Here is a 16,245-nt window from a genome sequence, read left to right on the forward strand (position 1 = left end):
CCCCCCCCCCCCCGCCGGCTGCGCCCGCCGACAGCGGCTGGGCGCAGGTGCGTGAGGCGCAGCGGCGCGTCGCGGCCGAGGATGCGCAGAGCGGTCTTGCCATTGCCATCGACATCGGCGACGCCTACGACATCCATCCGCCGAACAAGCAGGAGCTCGGGCGCCGCCTGGCGCGCGTGGCGCGCCATGTGGTGTACGGCGAGCAGGATCTGGCACCGTCAGGTCCGCGGGCGGTCACGGCCGTGCGGACGCCCGCGGGCGTGGCCATCGCGTTCGAGGATGTCGAAGGCGCGCTCACCGCAACCGGCGCACTGCGTCCGATCGGCTTTGAACTGTGCGAGGCCAGGGGCCATACGCGCCACTGCGAGTACGCCGATGCCGGACTGGATGCGCGCCGGATCCTGCTGCGCGGCCCGCTGTCCACGCGCGCAACGCATGTGCGCTACTGCTGGGCCGATGGCCCGGTGTGCACGCTGCGCGACCGCAGCGGGGCGCCGGCCGGCCCGTTCGAACTTCCCATTGCCGAAGCCGAGGCCCGACGATGATGACGTTGTCCAAGCAGTCCCCTCTGGCCCGCGACAGGGCCGGCCTGAGGTCGATGGCGCGCCACCTGCTGGGGGCGTTGTTCCTGCTGTCGGCCGCAACCACCCGGGCCAGCGCGCCGCCGGATGCTCCGCCGGTGTACTTCGACTGGTTCGAGTACCGCGGCAATGACCAGGCGTTTGAAGTGCCGCTGCCGGCCGGGCACTACCGCAATCCCGTCCTGGCCGGCTTCCATGCCGATCCCAGCATCGTGCGCGCGAACGGCCGGTTCTATCTGGTCAATTCCAGCTTCACCTACTTCCCGGGCATTCCGGTGTTTGAAAGTGCCGACCTGGTGCACTGGAAGCAGATCGGCAATGTGATCGACCGCCCCACGCAGCTGGATTTCGACGGACTGAGCGTCTCGCGCGGCATCTTCGCGCCCACCATCGAATACCATGACGGCACCTTCTACGTCGTCACCACCGCGACCGACAGCGGTGGCAACTTCATCGCCACCGCGCGCGACCCGGCCGGGCCGTGGTCCGATCCGCACTGGCTGCCCGCCATCGATGGCATCGATCCATCACTGTTTTTTGACGACGACGGCAAGGTGTACCTGATCAACAACGATGCACCGCCCGGTCCGCCGCGCTATGACGGGCACCGCGCCATCTGGATGCAGCAGATCGATCTGGCGGCGTTCAAGCCGGTCGGGCCCCGCCGGGTACTGGTTGATGGAGGCGTGGAGCCGGCGAAGAATCCGATCTGGATCGAGGGACCGCACATCTACAAGCGGGAGGGCTGGTATTACCTGTCCGACGCTGAAGGAGGCACCGGGCCGCAGCACTCGCAGGTGGTGCTGCGCAGCCGCGCGGTGTGGGGGCCCTACGTTCCCTATGCGGGCAATCCGATCCTGACCCAGCGCGAACTGCCGGACGACCGTCCGCTTCCGATCACCAATGCCGGCCACGCCGACCTGGTCGAAGGCCCGGATGGCTCGTGGTGGGCGGTGTTCCTGGCCAGCCGCAACTATCAGAAGCGCCACTACAACACCGGGCGCGAGACCTACCTGTTGCCGGTGCGCTGGCAGGATGGCTGGCCGCAGATCCTGCCGACCGACCAGGCCATTCCCTACGTGGCCAAGGCGCCGTCATGGATGCAGGGCGAGGCATCCCAGGCCCCGTCGACCGGCAATTTCGTAGCGCGCGACAATTTTGATGGCCCAGCGCTCGATCGCCAGTGGCTGCGCGTGCGCGTGCCCAGGCATGCCTGGGCAGACCTGCACAAGCGCCCCGGCATGCTGGCCGTGCACCCGCTCGCCGAGGATCTGGACACGCTGCGCAATCCGGCGTTTCTCGGCCGGCGCCAGCAGCATCTGCGCTTCGAGGCGAGCACCGCGATGACCCCGCCAGCTTCCGGAGTCGCCGCCGGTCTGGCGGCGTTCCAGAGCGAGGCGTACTGGTACTTCCTTGGCGTTCGTGACCTTGGCGGGGGGCGCCTCTCGCTCTTCCTCGAAGCGCGCGACGGTGGCCGCAGCACGCGGACGCTGGCCAGCCGTGAAGTACCGGTGCCTGCAGCACTGCGCCTGAAGATTGCCGGCAACGAGGGCGACTATGCGTTCTCGTTCGACACCGGCGATGGGCAGGGCTGGCAACTGCTCGCAGGCGAGGTGGACGGCACCGTCCTGAGTACGGACCGGGCAGGCGGCTTCGTGGGCGCACTGCTGGGTCCTTTCGCGCGCGACGAGCGCACCGGGAGAAGCAAATGAGGCTGTCGATTTCGTCCAAGGCCCGCCGCCGTACCTTGCGCGGTGGGGCCGCCCTGTTCGTACTGACCTGTGTGGCGGCCGCCGCATCCGCAGCCGCGCCGCGGCCTTGGCTGGATGTTTCGGCCAGCTTCGAGCAACGGGCCGCGGCACTCGTCGCGCAGATGACGCTGGAAGAGAAGGCCGCGCAGATGCAGAACGCCGCGCCGGCGATCGAACGGCTGGGGGTACCCGCCTACGACTGGTGGAACGAGGGACTGCACGGCGTCGCACGGGCAGGGCAGGCCACGGTGTTTCCGCAGGCAATCGGCCTGGCCGCGACCTTCGATGTACCGTTGATGGGGCAGGTGGCCACGACCATCAGCGACGAGGCCCGCGCAAAGCACCACCAGTTCCTCCGCGAAGGCGCGCATGGCCGATACCAGGGCCTGACCTTCTGGTCGCCGAACGTCAACATCTTCCGCGACCCGCGCTGGGGGCGCGGACAGGAGACCTACGGCGAGGATCCCTACCTCACCGCGCGCATGGGCGTGGCCTTCGTACGCGGCCTGCAGGGCGACGACCCGGTCTACCGCAAGCTGGACGCCACCGCCAAGCATCTGGCCGTGCACAGCGGACCGGAGGCCGACCGCCATCACTTCGATGCACGGCCCAGCCGGCGCGACCTGTATGACACCTACCTGCCGGCGTTCGAGGCGCTGGTGAAGGAGGGCGAAGTGGATGCGGTCATGGGCGCCTACAACCGCGTGTACGGCGAGTCCGCCAGTGCCAGCCGTTTCCTGCTGCACGATGTGCTTCGACGCGACTGGGGTTTCAAGGGCTACGTGGTCTCGGACTGCTGGGCCATCGTCGATATCTGGAAGCACCACCGTATCGTCACCACGCGCGAAGCCGCTGCGGCGCTGGCGGTGAGGAACGGCACCGAGCTGGAATGCGGCCAGGAGTACGCCACGCTGCCTGCCGCAGTGCGCCAAGGGCTGATCAGCGAGGCGGAGATCGACGATGCGGTGACGCGCCTGTTCACCGCACGGATGCGCCTGGGCATGTTCGATCCGCCGGAGCGGGTGCGCTGGGCGCGCATTCCGGCCTCGGTGAACCAGGCGCCGGCCCATGATGCGCTGGCCCTCAAAGCCGCGCAGGCATCGCTCGTGCTGCTGAAGAACGACGGCATCCTTCCACTGTCGCGCGACATCAAGCGCATTGCCGTGGTCGGACCCACTGCCGACGACACCATGGCACTGCTCGGCAACTACTTCGGCACACCGGCGGCGCCGGTGACGATCCTGCAGGGCATACGCGAGGCGGCCAAGGGCGTTGAAGTGCGTTATGCCCGCGGCGTCGACCTGGTGGAGGGCCGCGACGATCCCGGCGCCACACCGCTGATCGAGCCGACCTACCTGCGGCCCTCGGCGGAGTCGCCCGAGCGCGGCCTGCGCGGTGAGTACTTCCGCACGCCCGACCTGTCCGGCACTCCGGCCCTGGTGCGTACCGACGCGCAGATCGGCTTCCGCTGGGACCGCGGCTCGCCGACCGACAACCTGCTGGCACGCGGCGAAGCGGCACCGGGGCAGGGGATTCCCAACGACCGCTTCAGCATCCGCTGGAGCGGCCAGCTGCTGCCCCCCGTGTCCGGTCGCTACCGGCTGGAGGTGGCCGGCGATGATGGCTACCGCCTGTATCTGGACGGCAAGCGCGTGATCGATCACTGGGTGAACACGGATCGCCTGCATGCCGAGGGTGTCGAACTCGACCTGCAGGCCGGGCGTGCCTATGACCTGAAGCTGGAGTACTACGACGACCAGCGCGATGCCGGCGTGCGCCTGGGCTGGCGCATGCCCGGCGCCAAGGCACCGTTCGATGAAGCGCTCGATGCCGCACGCGATGCCGATGTGGTGGTGTTCGTTGGTGGACTCACCGGCGATGTCGAAGGCGAAGAGATGACGGTCAACTACCCGGGCTTTGCCGGTGGCGACCGTACCGACCTGCGACTGCCCGCGCCGCAGCGCACCCTGCTGGAGGCCCTGCACGGCACCGGCAAGCCGGTGGTGATGGTGCTTACCGGTGGCTCGGCCATCGCCGTGGACTGGGCGCAGGCGCATCTGCCGGCGATCCTGATGAGCTGGTACCCCGGGCAACGCGGCGGCACCGCAGTCGGTCAGGCGCTGTTTGGCGACGTCAATCCCGCCGGCCGTTTGCCGGTCACGTTCTACAAGGCCGGCGAAGCGATGCCGGCATTCGACGACTACGCCATGGAGGGCCGCACCTATCGCTACTTCCGCGGCACGCCCCTGTATCCGTTCGGTCACGGTCTGTCGTATACCCGATTCGACTATGGAACGCTTCGCCTCGATGCAGACAGCCTCCGCGCCGATGGCCGCCTGGGCGTGGCGCTGGATGTGACCAACGCGGGCACCCGCAGCGGTGACGAAGTGGTGCAGCTGTACGTGCGGCGCGAGCACGCTGGCAGCGGCGACGCCGTGCAGGAACTGCGTGGCTTCCAGCGCGTCCAGCTGGCCCCGGGCGAACGCCGCACGGTGACGTTCACCCTGGAGGCGGCGCAGGCCCTGCGTCACTATGACGAAGCGCGCGCGGCGTACGCGGTGCAGCCCGGTGCCTATGAGGTCAGGGTGGGGGCGTCCAGTGCCGATATACGTGCGCAGGGCAGGTTCACCGTGGTGCCCGCGCTTGACTGATCATCCCCGCCGGCATCGATTCCGCTTCGACCAGATTCCTTTTCAAGGACGTCCGCTGCATGGCAAGCACTGAACACGCGCTATCGGTACGCGAGAAGCTCGGCTACAGCTTGGGCGATCTCGCCGCCAACCTGATCTTCCAGACCCTGATCACCTACCTGGCGTTCTTCTACACCGACGTCTACCGCCTGCCGGCTGCCACCGCGGCCACGATCATCTTCGTGGTGGGCCTGCTGGGTGCGTTCGTGTTCACGCCGTTGATCGGCATCGCGGCGGACCGCACATCCACACGCTGGGGCCGCTTCCGCCCATGGATCCTGTGGACAGCCATTCCGTTCGGCGTGCTGTCGCTGCTGGCGTTCAGCACCCCGGACCTGGGCGAGCGCGGAAAAGTGATCTATGCACTGGCCACCTACGCGCTGCTGGTCTGCGTCTACGCCGCGAATAACCTGCCGTACTCGGCGCTGAGCGGCGTGCTGACCGGCAGCATGGCCCAGCGCAACAGCCTCTCGGCCTACCGCTTCGTGGCTGTGATGGTCGCGCAGTTCATCATCCAGGTGCTGCTGATGCCGCTGGTGCTGATCCTGGGCGATGGCGACCGGGTGCGCGGCTTCGAGCAGGTCATGACCGCATTCGCCATCATCGGCACGGTGTTTTTCCTGATCACGTTCGCCACCACTCGCGAACGCATCGTGCCGACGCGCGAGCAGACCGGGGGCGTACTGCAGGACCTGTTGGACCTGCTGCACAACCGCCCGTGGCAGGTGATGCTGGCCCTGACCGTGCTGGTATTCATCAACCTGGCGCTGAAGGGCGGCACCTACATCTATTACTTCCAGTACTACATGAGTGAAGCCGCGCTGGCCGGCTTCCTGGACGGCTCAGGCTTCAACGGCCTGATCAGCGCCTTGAATGCTGCCCTGGCCAGCGCCGGCTTCGCGGCGTTCACCTGGCCGAAGGACGCGGCCACCTCGGCGTTCAGCCTGTTCAACGCGTGCGGCATCCTCTGCATGATCCTGGGCATCGGCGCATCACGACGGCTGGCGGATCGCTTCGGCAAGCGCGACGTCTTCGGTGGCGCCCTGTTTGTCTCGACCCTGTTCCTGCTTGCCTTCTACCTGTTTCCACCCACGGGCGTGGCGGTGGCCTTCGCTGCCTTCATGCTGCATGGCTTCTGCTATGGCATCACCATCCCGTTGCTGTGGGCGATGATCGCCGACGTCGCGGACTACTCGGAGTGGAAGAACCATCGGCGGGCGACCGCGATCATCTTCTCGGCGATGCTGTGCGGACTGAAGATCGGCCTCAGCGTCGGAGGCGCGCTGGTCGCGGCCATCCTTGCGCACTACGGCTACCAGGCAGGACTGGCGCAGCAGCCTGAGGGCGTGGTGCAGGGCATCCGCTTGACCGTAAGCGTCTACTGCTCCCTTCCTTTCCTGCTCGCCGTGGCGCTGCTGTTCTTCTACAGGATCGACAAGCGCACCGAGACCCGCATCGAGCAGGACCTCCACCTGCGTCGCCGTTCCGCCGACGCTTCCGCGTAAGGCCAAGATGACAACCATGATCGACCTCCATGCCGGCGAAGACGGCCAGGCCAGCGAAGCCCGTCTTGCGCAGCTCACCGCACACGCCATTTCGCAACCGCTGGTGACCCACATCTACACCGCCGACCCTTCGGCGCACGTGTTCGAGGAGCGCCTGTACATCTATCCGTCGCACGACATCGACGGTGGCCAGCCCTTCGACGACGAAGGTGGCCACTTCGGCATGGAGGATTATCATGTGCTGAAGATGGATACGCCCGACAGCACGGCCGTGGATTGCGGCATGGCGCTGCACGTCCGCGACGTGCCCTGGGCGCGGAAACAGATGTGGGCCCCCGATGCCGCCTGCCGCGATGGCCGCTACTACCTGTACTTCCCGGCCAAGGACGCCGAGGGCCGGTTCCGCATCGGCGCGGCGATCGGCACGCGGCCGGAGGGCCCGTTCGTGCCCCAGCCGGAGCCGATCAAGGGCGCGTACTCGATCGACCCTGCCGTGTTCGAAGACGAGGATGGCAGCCACTACCTGTACTTCGGCGGCATCTGGGGCGGGCAGCTGCAGAAGTATCGTGACAACCAGTACAGCGAGGCCCACGAGGAACCCGAGGGCAGCGCGCCGGCGCTGGGGCCGCGCGTGGGCCGCCTGGACGCCTGCATGACCGAGCTGGCCGAACCCACCCGCGAAGTGCAGATCCTGGATGAGCATGGCCAGCCGCTGCGTGCGGACGACCATGCGCGCCGCTTCTTCGAAGGCCCGTGGCTGCACAGGTATCAGGGTCGCTACTATCTGTCGTACTCCACTGGCAACACCCATCAGCTGTGCTACGCCATCGGCGACAGCCCGTATGGCCCGTTCACCTACGCTGGCGTGATCCTCACCCCCGTGGTCGGTTGGACCACCCACCACTCCATCTGCCAGTTCGAAGGGCAGTGGTACCTGTTCTATCACGATGCACTGATGTCCGGCGGCATCACCCACCTGCGCTCGGCCAAGTGCACACCGCTGCACATGGAGCCGGACGGAAGCATCCGCACGATCAATCCGTATGGGGCCTGAGCGCATGCTGCCGGTGGATGATGCGCTGGCCCCGCTGCCGGCCGGTGAACTGCACTGGCTGAGATGCGGCGGACTGGAGGTTGCGCTCGCCGCAGGGGCGGGCGGGCGCGTGGCGCACCTGCGTTACCGGGGCGTGGAGTGGCTGGCCGATCCACAGGAGGGCGGGGCGGCTGCGATCGCCTGGGGCTGCTACCCGATGGTGCCCTGGGCCGGGCGCATCCGCCATGGAACGTTCTGCTTTGACGGCAGGCCGCATCGGCTGCCGCTCAACTTCGACGGGCATGCCATTCATGGGTTGGGCTTCTCGCGACCGTGGCAGATCGACGGGCTGGATGCGGCGGCAGCCAGGTTGTCGCTGGCGTTACCGCGCGACGGCTACTGGCCCTTCGGTGGCACCGCCATGCTGGACCTGCAGCTGGAGGCTCACGCCCTGCAGATGCGCCTTTCGGTACAGGCCGGCGAGCAGGCGATGCCGGCGGTGCTGGGCTGGCATCCCTGGTTCCGGAAGCCTGACGGGCTGCTGTTCACGCCTCGTGCGATGTACCCGCGGGACGGGGAAGGTATTGCCACGTTGCCCTGTGTGGCTCCCACTACCGGTCCCTGGGATGACTGCTTCATCGCCGACAGTGACATCACGCTGATACGCGAAGGCCAGCACCTGCGGCTGCGCTCGGACCACGACCATTGGGTGGTCTACGACGGCACGCCGCACGCCACCTGTGTGGAGCCGCAGAGCGGCCCGCCGGACGGCTTCACGCTGGCGCCGCACCGGCTGGAGCCCGGCCAGCGCCTCGCGTTGACGTTCGACCTGGCGTGGGCAGCGGACAGGGCGTGAGCCTGGCACTGGCATGCGTCTCCCCGAACCTGCGGTGCCGGCACAGGCGGACGACCGGCTGCGGATCCTGAACACGCCGAGGAAAGGTGCACCGCTGGTCGGATAGTGGCGATCGGATCACGGAATACACACGATGGGAACATCCCAGGTCCTCGGATGGGCTACGGTGAGGCCATCGGAATCTGGGGGGATTCGTCACAGGAGCAACCGATGCCTATCAGGGCAGTGGTATACGTCAGCGAAGCCAGCCCAACTGTTGTGGGCGACAACGGGCGCAAAGAGGGCAACAGGCTGGACCAGCTGGTCGACGACGCCGCACGTTTCAACCGGGATGCCGGCGTTACCGGGGTGCTTCTCTTCGATGGGGGGCGGTTTCTCCAGTACATGGAGGGACCGGAGGACGGGTTGCGGGTGGCGTACGCGCGTGTGCTGGGCGCAACCAGCCACGCAGGGCTGGTGGAGCTGCAGCGGGGCAGGGTGGGCAACCGGCGCCTGCCGTTCTGGCCGATGCGCTGGCTTCCGGTAGATCCCGGGCAGTTGAAGTCGCTGGCCCACGCGGACTGGATCGGCTTCGTGCAGCGTGGCGATACGTCGGCCGGTGGGCAATCGGCAATGGATCTGCTGGTGGGACTGGTGGAGCCGTACGCCCTTGCCGCATAACGCAAGGGGATTGCCAACGTACGCTACGGGCGAGCAGTCATCTCCTGCAGTTCCAGTCAACCCGCACTGCCCGCGCTCACTGCATCGTGCAGATCATGCTGGCGTGCCGGTTCATTGGACGGGTCCGGACGGACGATGCAGGGCAGGTGCCATGCCGCTCTCCGCGTGAAGATCCTGCACAGTCGTGACACGGTCCTTTCACTGCCGCCGACATCCGTGATGGCCACACTGCAGGCTCCTTCCAGAGCAGGAGGTGCCCGATGGCTACCTGTGATGTCTGCGGCAACGACTACGACAAGAGCTTCACCGTACAGCAAGGCGGGCGTAGCGGCACGTTCGATTCGTTCGAATGCGCGATCCATGCGTTCGCCCCGCGCTGCGCCCACTGCGATTGCGCCGTCATCGGACACGGTGTCGAGGGAAACGGCCAGATTTTCTGCTGCGCACATTGCGCCGGTCATGCCGGTGTAAAGGGTGTCGCAGACCGGGCTTGAGCCGAATACTGCTCCATCCCGCTGGTCATGCCGGCACCAGAGAAGCAATTCGTGCCACCCGGGCTGCTCCCGAATCGGCGAGCAGCGCCATTGCCCGCTGTTTCTGTGACGGCATGCCCGCCACGGCCTCCCTTGCCAGGACGACGTCGAACTCCCTGGCGTTGGCGTCCAACGCGGTTGCCAGCACACACGAATCGGCTGTCATCCCGCTGAGCCAAAGTCGGCGCACGCCCAACTTGGCCAGCAGGACCGGCAGCGGGGTGGCGAGGAACGCCGAGTGCTTGGGCTTGAGTACAAAGTAGTGATCGGGCAGGGGCGAGAGCAGCTCGGCTATCCGCCCGGCTGCGCCCCCGTCCCGCCTGCATTGCGCAACCTGTTGTCGGAAGTCACGCTTCCAGTCGGAGAAATTGTCATTGGCATAGATGACCGGCCACCTGCGGTCATCGAAGTGGTCTCTCAAACGCCGGATCTGTCTGGCCGCCCGCTCCGCAACGGGCGCAAGATCCTGCGCGTCGGGGAAGTCGAAACGGCTGAACATGTCGATGATCAGCAAGGCCGTCGATGGATCCTGTCCCATGGCTCAATCACCTGTCTGTGCGTGCGGGGCCTCGACCGGCTTGGACTGCGGTGAATCCTTCTGGCGCAGGAAGATCGTCAGTACAACCAGGGACAGCACGGCGAGAAATTCGCTCTGCCAGTTCTGCATCGATTCAAACCAGAATGTGCTGCTGGCCAGGTGCTGCAGGAAGCCGGGTGCGGGCAGGCCCCGCAACAGCTGCTCGGCCTGCTCGGCTCGCCAGCTTCCCAACGCATGCAGCGTGAAGCTCAACAGGAACAACAGCCCGAAGGCGATTGCAAGCGAATGACCGTACAGCACCTTCCAGACGCCGCCACGCCTCACCGGCCAGGGCGTAGGTCCTGGCTCGACGCGGCTCTGCTCCTGTGCAGGATCCAGCGGCCGCGATTCAGCCGAGCCACGCTGGCGAAGGGTGACGGTCAGGAGGACATACATGCCCATCTGCAGGAATTCGCTCTCCCAGTTCTCGAATGTGGCGCTGACGAAGTGGCCGGTCGCCAGGTAGTGCCATAGATCGATCGGCGCGCGCCCGTGCTGCGTCAACTCCTGGTTGTGGACATGGTGCCCCGCAACTGCCTGCCCAACGATGAACACGACGGTGAGTGCAAGCAGCACCAGCGAGAGACCGTTGCGTTTCCACATGCAACACCTCGATCAGCTGTTCCAGAGACCGTGCGGAAGCATGCGCGGGCAAGAGGGCAGGGCTCGTGATCACTGCGCATCGAGGATGTGAGGCGGGCTCAACGCTTGCCTGTCGGGTCAGGATCCGGGCGCTCGTAGTCTTCAGGTACCGCCTTGGGGCCGTCCCCATCGTCGGGCATGTCGTGGTCCTTCCACCTGGCCTGGTCGTTGCGACGCTTGTCCGGCGTGTGGGCCTTCGACTGATCGTCCACGTCCGTGGTTGGATTGAAAGGCAACTTGTCGTTCATGAGCAGCTCCTGCGGCGAGAACCTGAAGCCTGCACCGCGCCGGGTTAACGCCACGACGCCGCGGAATGAACGCCGCGCACACCCGGATGTCACCGCAGCAGGGGGACGGCCCTGCGATGCTGATGTTCCGATCTTTCTGGAGAACCGCGATGCAGGCATTGACCTATCACGGCCGCAGGGATGTGCGCGTCGAGACCGTGCCGGACCCGGTGCTGGCGGCCGAGGATGATCTGATCCTGAGGGTGACCGCCACCGCCATCTGTGGTTCGGACCTGCACCTGTACCGGGGCAAGATTCCTGACCTGCACGATGGCGATGTGCTGGGCCACGAATTCATGGGCGTGGTGGAAGAGGTCGGCAGCGGCGTGACCCAGGTGAAACCCGGTGATCGCGTGGTGATCCCGTTTGTGATTGCCTGTGGCGAGTGCTTCCACTGCCGGCTGGCCGAGTATGCCGCCTGCGAGACCACCAATCCGGGCAAGGGCGCCGCACTGAACCAGAAGGGCATACTGCCTCCGGCCGCATTGTTCGGCTACAGCCATCTGTATGGCGGCGTGGCCGGCGGGCAGGCCGAATTCGTACGCGTGCCGAAGGCGAATGTAGGCCCGCTGCGCATCCCGGAAGGCGTGGCCGACGAGCAGGTTCTGTTCCTTTCGGACATCCTGCCCACCGGCTACCAGGCCGCGCTGAACGCTGGGGTCAAGCCCGGCTCGACGGTGGCCATCTTCGGTGCCGGGCCGGTGGGGCTGATGAGCGCAGCCTGCTGCCGGCTGCTGGGGGCCGAGACCATCTTCATGGTGGACCATCTTCGCTACCGCCTTGACTACGCGCGTCGCGCCTACGGGGTGACCCCCATCGACTTCAGGGAGATCGAGGACCCGGCCGATTACATCCTGACCCAGACCAGCGGGCGGGGCGCAGACGCCTGCATCGAGGCCGTAGGCTTCGAGGCCGAAGGGAGTGCGCTGGAGTCAGCGCTGACCGCCGTGAAACTGGAAGGCAGCAGCGGGGTGGCGATCCGGCAGTGCATCGCCGCGGCCCGCCGCGGCGGCGTTGTCAGCATCCCCGGTGTCTATGCCGGCTTCATCCACGGTTTCCTGCTGGGTGACGCGTTCGACAAGGGCTTGACGTTCAAGATGGGGCAGACCCACGTGCAGGGACTGATGCCGGAGCTGCTCGACGCCATCTTGGAAGGAAAGCTGGATCCGGGTGACATCATCTCGCACCGGATGCGCCTGGCCGATGCAGCGCAGGGCTATGCGATGTTTGATGCCAAGGATGACGACTGCCGCAAGATCGTTCTGACACCGTGAGCGTGGCGCCATGAGTGCGATTGTCGTGGGCTGTGTGTACGCACTGTGGTTGGTGGCCGGTTCGCTGGACTTCCATTTTCACCGCCGGACCGACCTTCCACACACCTCCGCGATGCGCGAAAGCCTGTTGCATGGGGTGCAGCTGCTTCTGATCGGCAGCGGCGTGCTGGCGTGGCTGCTGCTGGAAAACACGTTGTCGCTGGTCACGCTCCTGGCGCTTCTGGTCATTGCTCACGCAATCGCCGGCTACCTGGACACCGTCAGCGCAGACGGCCGCAGACGCATCAGTCCGGCGGAGCAGCATGTGCACAGTGTGCTGGATGCCGCGCCGTGGGTCCTGTTGGCCTGGGTGGCCTGGCAGGCCCATCCTCGATGGTCGCTCAGTGTGGAACCGGCAGCACCCGGGATCTGGTGGTGGGTCCTGCTGCCGGCGTCTGGCCTGGTGGTGCTGCCTTGGCTGTGGGAGCTTCTCCAGTGCGTGAGGGCGAGAGCGAGGCGCCCGCGCTGACCGGGTGAGGATCACCGCACAGGGTATTCATGGGCACGCCACGCTTCCAGCCGAGTGATGTGGCCGCCGGCGCCTGCGCCCATTACCATCAACAGCCGTGAACGCTGTTGGCGCTGAACCGCTCGGCCGCGAGCGCAGAAGCTCCCGCCTGCCGACGCGTTATCGCAGCGTGCAGGTCGGGGGAGGGCACTGGTAGCCCGGCGATTGAACACCTCATCTCTGCCTACATCAGCGCGGCGATCATTGAAGTGCAGGAAATTTCCTGCGCCAGAAGGAACGAATGTGCTCCTCCGTGCAGTCGCCTACGCAAGTGAGGCGACATCGGGGCTTTCCATGGACCATGTGGATGACCTCGCCAGGGCCGCCGCCCGCTTCAACCTTGAAGCCGGCGTTACGGGTGTGCTTCTTTATGACGGGCTCCGCTTCCTGCAGTACATCGAGGGGCCGAAAGACAGCATCAACGTGGTGTACAGCCGCATTCTCAGTGCCCGCAGCCATCGCGAGCTGATCGAACTGGGCCGCGGCAGGGTTTCCGGCAGGTTCTTTCCCTATTGGTCGATGCGGTTGCTGTGGGTTGAGGCCTCCGAGATCCGCAGCGTCGCGCACGGCAACTGGGATGGCCTCTCCCGTGGTGGCGCGCTGCGCCAGCTGGGCCTGGTGGTAGCCCCGCACCTGGGGTGACGGTTGCATGGATTCAATGCGGGGGCGGCTGCGCGCAGGTATCGCCCAGCACGCGCCGAACCGTGTCCTGCAATTGACTCACATGGAACGGTTTGGCAACGAAGGCTGCGCGCCGGTGGCGCTGCGGCACCAGCTGGTCGTAGACCGCAGAGACGAACAGGTAGGGGATGCCGAGTTCTGCCAGGCGATCAGCGACGGGAAAGACCACACCGTCGCGAAGTTCGACATCGAGCACGGCGCCGTCGAATCGCTGGGTGTCCAGCAGCCCGAGAGCGTCGAACACGCTGTAGGCATGCGTCACCTGATCACCGACGTCCTCAAGGGCGTGCTCCATGAGTGTGGCCAGATCGAGTTGGTCTTCCACCAGCAGCAGGTTGCATCTGCGCTGGCTCATTGCGGATTGCATGCGTACATGCCTGTGTTGTCCTGGGAACACGAGTTTCTGCTGTGCTGCATCAAGATCCTGCGTGCGCATTGTCAGTCCGGCGCGAAGCCTTGCGCGCGTGCCAACCTCGTGGAGGAGGCGTGGAAGGCCTTATGGATCTCGTTGACGGCTTCTTGGCATGCGCTGTGGATACTGCCGCCGACCCCTGTATCGGAGTTTCTGTCATGCCTCTATCCGGAAACGAAGCGGCCTCTCCAGGCGTGCTGCGTATCGAGTGCATGCCGCTCGATTGTGGCGGCGCCGCCATTGTCGTGGAACTGGACCGTACGCCTGAACGGACATGGATGAAGTCGCTGAAGCGGGCATTGCAGGCCGACGATGCCCTTGAAGGCGCACAGGCCAAATTTGATGGCCGTTTTGTCTATGTCGTGGGCGTGGACGGGGGTGGGCACCGCGCTCAACACCGCGTGATGCAGGCCGTGATGGCGGCGGACGGCGGGGGCGCTTCGAACACCCGCCCCCGGGGCCCCAGGGCGGGCGCGGTCGCATCGAGCGCCCTGGCGACCTGAGGGCGCCCCGGGTCCAGCCCGGGGTGCGGATGTTATCGCTGCATCAGCGCCGCGTGCAACGCCAACCTGCGGCGGCTCACATCGCCCGACAACGCGGTGATTGCGCTCGCTCCACGATGGTCTCCGGAGGCATGTCGCCCCGCACCGGAGATCGAGATGGCAGACCAGAACACCGCCCGAAGCGAGCGCCTGCTGAAGTGGCTGCAGGACGCCTACGCCATGGAACAGGAAGCGGAGACCATGATGAAGGCCATGGCTTCGCGGATCGAGAACTATCCCCAGCTTGCCGCACGCATCAGCCAGCACGTCCAGGAGACGCAGGGGCAGGCTGCCTCACTGCGGCAGTGCATTGAGGCGCTGGGAGGAAGCGTGCCCACCGCGAAGGGATTGTTCGCGAGCATGACCGCCGCCATCCACGCCGCCGGCAACACGCTGATGGAGGACGAGGTGGTCAAGAGCGTGGGCCTTTCATTTGGCTTCGAGAACACCGAGATCGCCACGTACAGGGCGCTGGTGATCGCTGCCGAGCGCGCCGGCGCGCCCGACATTGCGGCGGTGTGCGGCCAGATCCTGCAGGAAGAGGTTGCCATGGCGCGCTGGCTGGAGGACCACCAGGACGGCCTGGTCGGAGCGTTCCTCAACCGTGACGAAACGCCCGGCGCCCAGGCCAAGCGTTGACCCCTAAGCCAGCCCACACCAGCCACCGGAGAAGCCCTCATGTTCTTTCATCACAAGAAACTGATGTATACCGTGCGCGTCCGCGAATCCAACCCGCAGCTCGCCAGCCTCATGCTTGAACAGTTCGGCGGCCCACAGGGCGAGTTGGCCGCCGCGATGCGCTACTTCACCCAGGGACTTGGCGAATGCGATCCCGGGCGCAAGGACCTGTTGATGGACATCGCCACCGAGGAGATCAGTCATCTGGAGATCATCGGCACCATCATCGCCATGCTCAACCGCGGGCCCAAGGCGATCCAGTCCGAAGGGCTTGCCGAGGCCGAGGACATGCGGCTGCTGGGCCAGAACAGCACCAGCCACACCGAACAGATCCTGTACGGCGGCGGCCCCGCGCTGGTCAATTCCAGCGGGGTGCCGTGGACAGCCGCCTACATCGACTCGATCGGCGACCCCACCGCCGACCTGCGCTCGAACATCGCGGCCGAAGCGCGCGCCAAGCTGGTGTATGAGCGCCTGATCAACGTTACCGACGACCCGGGCATCAAGGATGCGCTGCGCTTCCTGATGACCCGCGAGATCGCGCACATGAAGTCGTTCGAGAAAGCGCTGCACAGCATCCAGCCCAACTTCCCACCGGGCAAGCTGCCGGGGGATCCGGCGTTCACCGACCTGTACATGGACATGTCGCAGGGTGACGGCGCCGACGATCTGCAGGGCAGCTGGAACAGCGGCGAGCTCTGGGAGCGGGTCAGCGACCGCGACGCACAGGCCGCTGTGGATGGTGGCGACGGCGGCGGCACGGTGGACCTGGACCCGCGCGAACAAGCGGCGGTGCAGGCCATGACCCTGCGCACGCTCTCCGACCCGGAAGCGCGGCCGGCCACCGGGGCCGAGCTGGGGGCAGGCCCGGGTGCAGGTGCACTGGACCTGCCGCCACGCGAGCCGTGAAAGAAGCCGGGGCGCCCGTTCGCGGCGCTCCGGTTGCAACGCCCCTGAGCCGCGTGGGGCGTACAAAAGTGGGGGGGGGGGGGGGGG

17 protein-coding genes and 1 pseudogene are annotated in these 16,245 nt (G+C 66.4%); 14 read left to right on the forward strand and 4 right to left on the reverse strand.

The window, feature by feature from the left end:
* The 8 genes and pseudogenes from O0J15_RS17610 to O0J15_RS17645 all read left to right on the forward strand — a co-directional run.
* Nucleotides 1–545: pseudogene (locus O0J15_RS17610) on the forward strand (9-O-acetylesterase); the annotation flags it as partial.
* A 53-nt stretch (nt 546–598) separates the two neighbouring features.
* The gene (locus O0J15_RS17615) at nt 599–2,293 is read left to right on the forward strand and encodes a glycoside hydrolase family 43 protein (RefSeq protein WP_308306038.1); all 1,695 of its coding nucleotides are present in this window, start codon (nt 599–601) and stop codon (nt 2,291–2,293) included.
* Nucleotides 2,290–4,983 (forward strand): glycoside hydrolase family 3 C-terminal domain-containing protein, encoded by a 2,694-nt coding sequence (locus tag O0J15_RS17620; protein WP_308306033.1) that lies wholly within the window; start codon nt 2,290–2,292, stop codon nt 4,981–4,983. Before O0J15_RS17615 ends, O0J15_RS17620 begins: the two co-directional genes overlap by 4 nt.
* Nucleotides 4,984–5,042: 59 nt before the next feature.
* Entirely contained in the window at nt 5,043–6,527 is a 1,485-nt protein-coding gene (locus O0J15_RS17625) for an MFS transporter (RefSeq protein WP_308306034.1), read from the forward strand.
* A 16-nt stretch (nt 6,528–6,543) separates the two neighbouring features.
* A complete protein-coding gene (locus O0J15_RS17630; RefSeq protein WP_308306035.1) occupies nt 6,544–7,581 on the forward strand; it encodes a glycoside hydrolase family 43 protein in 1,038 nt (345 codons plus the stop codon).
* Nucleotides 7,571–8,416 carry an aldose epimerase gene (locus O0J15_RS17635; protein ID WP_111101954.1) on the forward strand — a complete coding sequence of 282 codons (846 nt, stop codon included), beginning with the start codon at nt 7,571–7,573 and terminating at the stop codon, nt 8,414–8,416. The genes O0J15_RS17630 and O0J15_RS17635 overlap by 11 nt, the downstream gene beginning before the upstream one ends.
* Before the next feature lie 210 nt (nt 8,417–8,626).
* Nucleotides 8,627–9,076 carry a BLUF domain-containing protein gene (locus O0J15_RS17640; RefSeq protein ID WP_111101980.1) on the forward strand — a complete coding sequence of 150 codons (450 nt, stop codon included), beginning with the start codon at nt 8,627–8,629 and terminating at the stop codon, nt 9,074–9,076.
* Nucleotides 9,077–9,336: 260 nt separating this feature from the next.
* Nucleotides 9,337–9,570 (forward strand): hypothetical protein, encoded by a 234-nt coding sequence (locus O0J15_RS17645; protein ID WP_111098449.1) that lies wholly within the window; start codon nt 9,337–9,339, stop codon nt 9,568–9,570.
* Nucleotides 9,571–9,595: 25 nt separating this feature from the next.
* Here O0J15_RS17645 and O0J15_RS17650 read toward each other — a convergent pair whose 3' ends face one another.
* From O0J15_RS17650 to O0J15_RS17660, 3 genes are all read right to left on the reverse strand, one after another.
* Nucleotides 9,596–10,147, reverse strand: coding sequence for an isochorismatase family cysteine hydrolase (locus tag O0J15_RS17650; RefSeq protein WP_308306036.1), 552 nt, complete (start codon nt 10,145–10,147; stop codon nt 9,596–9,598).
* 3 nt (nt 10,148–10,150) lie between these two features.
* Entirely contained in the window at nt 10,151–10,789 is a 639-nt protein-coding gene (locus O0J15_RS17655; RefSeq protein WP_021202411.1) for a DUF6766 family protein, read from the reverse strand.
* Between the two features lie 98 nt (nt 10,790–10,887).
* Entirely contained in the window at nt 10,888–11,076 is a 189-nt protein-coding gene (locus O0J15_RS17660) for a hypothetical protein (RefSeq protein WP_019337695.1), read from the reverse strand.
* 149 nt (nt 11,077–11,225) lie between these two features.
* Between O0J15_RS17660 and O0J15_RS17665 the strand changes: the two genes are divergently transcribed.
* The 3 genes from O0J15_RS17665 (at nt 11,226) to O0J15_RS17675 (ending at nt 13,578) form a co-directional block, all read left to right on the forward strand.
* Nucleotides 11,226–12,389 carry a zinc-dependent alcohol dehydrogenase gene (locus O0J15_RS17665; protein ID WP_019659722.1) on the forward strand — a complete coding sequence of 388 codons (1,164 nt, stop codon included), beginning with the start codon at nt 11,226–11,228 and terminating at the stop codon, nt 12,387–12,389.
* A 10-nt stretch (nt 12,390–12,399) separates the two neighbouring features.
* The gene (locus tag O0J15_RS17670) at nt 12,400–12,897 is read left to right on the forward strand and encodes a hypothetical protein (RefSeq protein ID WP_058982975.1); all 498 of its coding nucleotides are present in this window, start codon (nt 12,400–12,402) and stop codon (nt 12,895–12,897) included.
* A 282-nt stretch (nt 12,898–13,179) separates the two neighbouring features.
* A complete protein-coding gene (locus O0J15_RS17675) occupies nt 13,180–13,578 on the forward strand; it encodes a BLUF domain-containing protein (protein ID WP_308306037.1) in 399 nt (132 codons plus the stop codon).
* Between the two features lie 13 nt (nt 13,579–13,591).
* Here O0J15_RS17675 and O0J15_RS17680 read toward each other — a convergent pair whose 3' ends face one another.
* Nucleotides 13,592–13,984 carry a response regulator gene (locus O0J15_RS17680; protein WP_111098446.1) on the reverse strand — a complete coding sequence of 131 codons (393 nt, stop codon included), beginning with the start codon at nt 13,982–13,984 and terminating at the stop codon, nt 13,592–13,594.
* 131 nt (nt 13,985–14,115) lie between these two features.
* On the opposite strand from O0J15_RS17680, the gene O0J15_RS17685 reads away from it, so the two are divergent.
* The 3 genes from O0J15_RS17685 to O0J15_RS17695 all read left to right on the forward strand — a co-directional run bounded on the left by O0J15_RS17685 (nt 14,116) and on the right by O0J15_RS17695 (nt 16,158).
* Nucleotides 14,116–14,532 (forward strand): hypothetical protein, encoded by a 417-nt coding sequence (locus O0J15_RS17685; RefSeq protein ID WP_227844341.1) that lies wholly within the window; start codon nt 14,116–14,118, stop codon nt 14,530–14,532.
* A gap of 156 nt (nt 14,533–14,688) precedes the next feature.
* A complete protein-coding gene (locus O0J15_RS17690; RefSeq protein WP_111098445.1) occupies nt 14,689–15,210 on the forward strand; it encodes a ferritin-like domain-containing protein in 522 nt (173 codons plus the stop codon).
* A gap of 39 nt (nt 15,211–15,249) precedes the next feature.
* Nucleotides 15,250–16,158: a manganese catalase family protein gene (locus O0J15_RS17695; RefSeq protein WP_019659716.1), complete on the forward strand. Its 909-nt coding sequence runs from the start codon at nt 15,250–15,252 to the stop codon at nt 16,156–16,158.
* The last annotated feature ends 87 nt before the right edge of the window (nt 16,159–16,245 follow it).

Origin of the sequence: Stenotrophomonas sp. Sm10, assembly GCF_030985515.1 — a bacterium.
Taxonomy (GTDB): Bacteria; Pseudomonadota; Gammaproteobacteria; order Xanthomonadales; family Xanthomonadaceae; genus Stenotrophomonas; species Stenotrophomonas hibiscicola.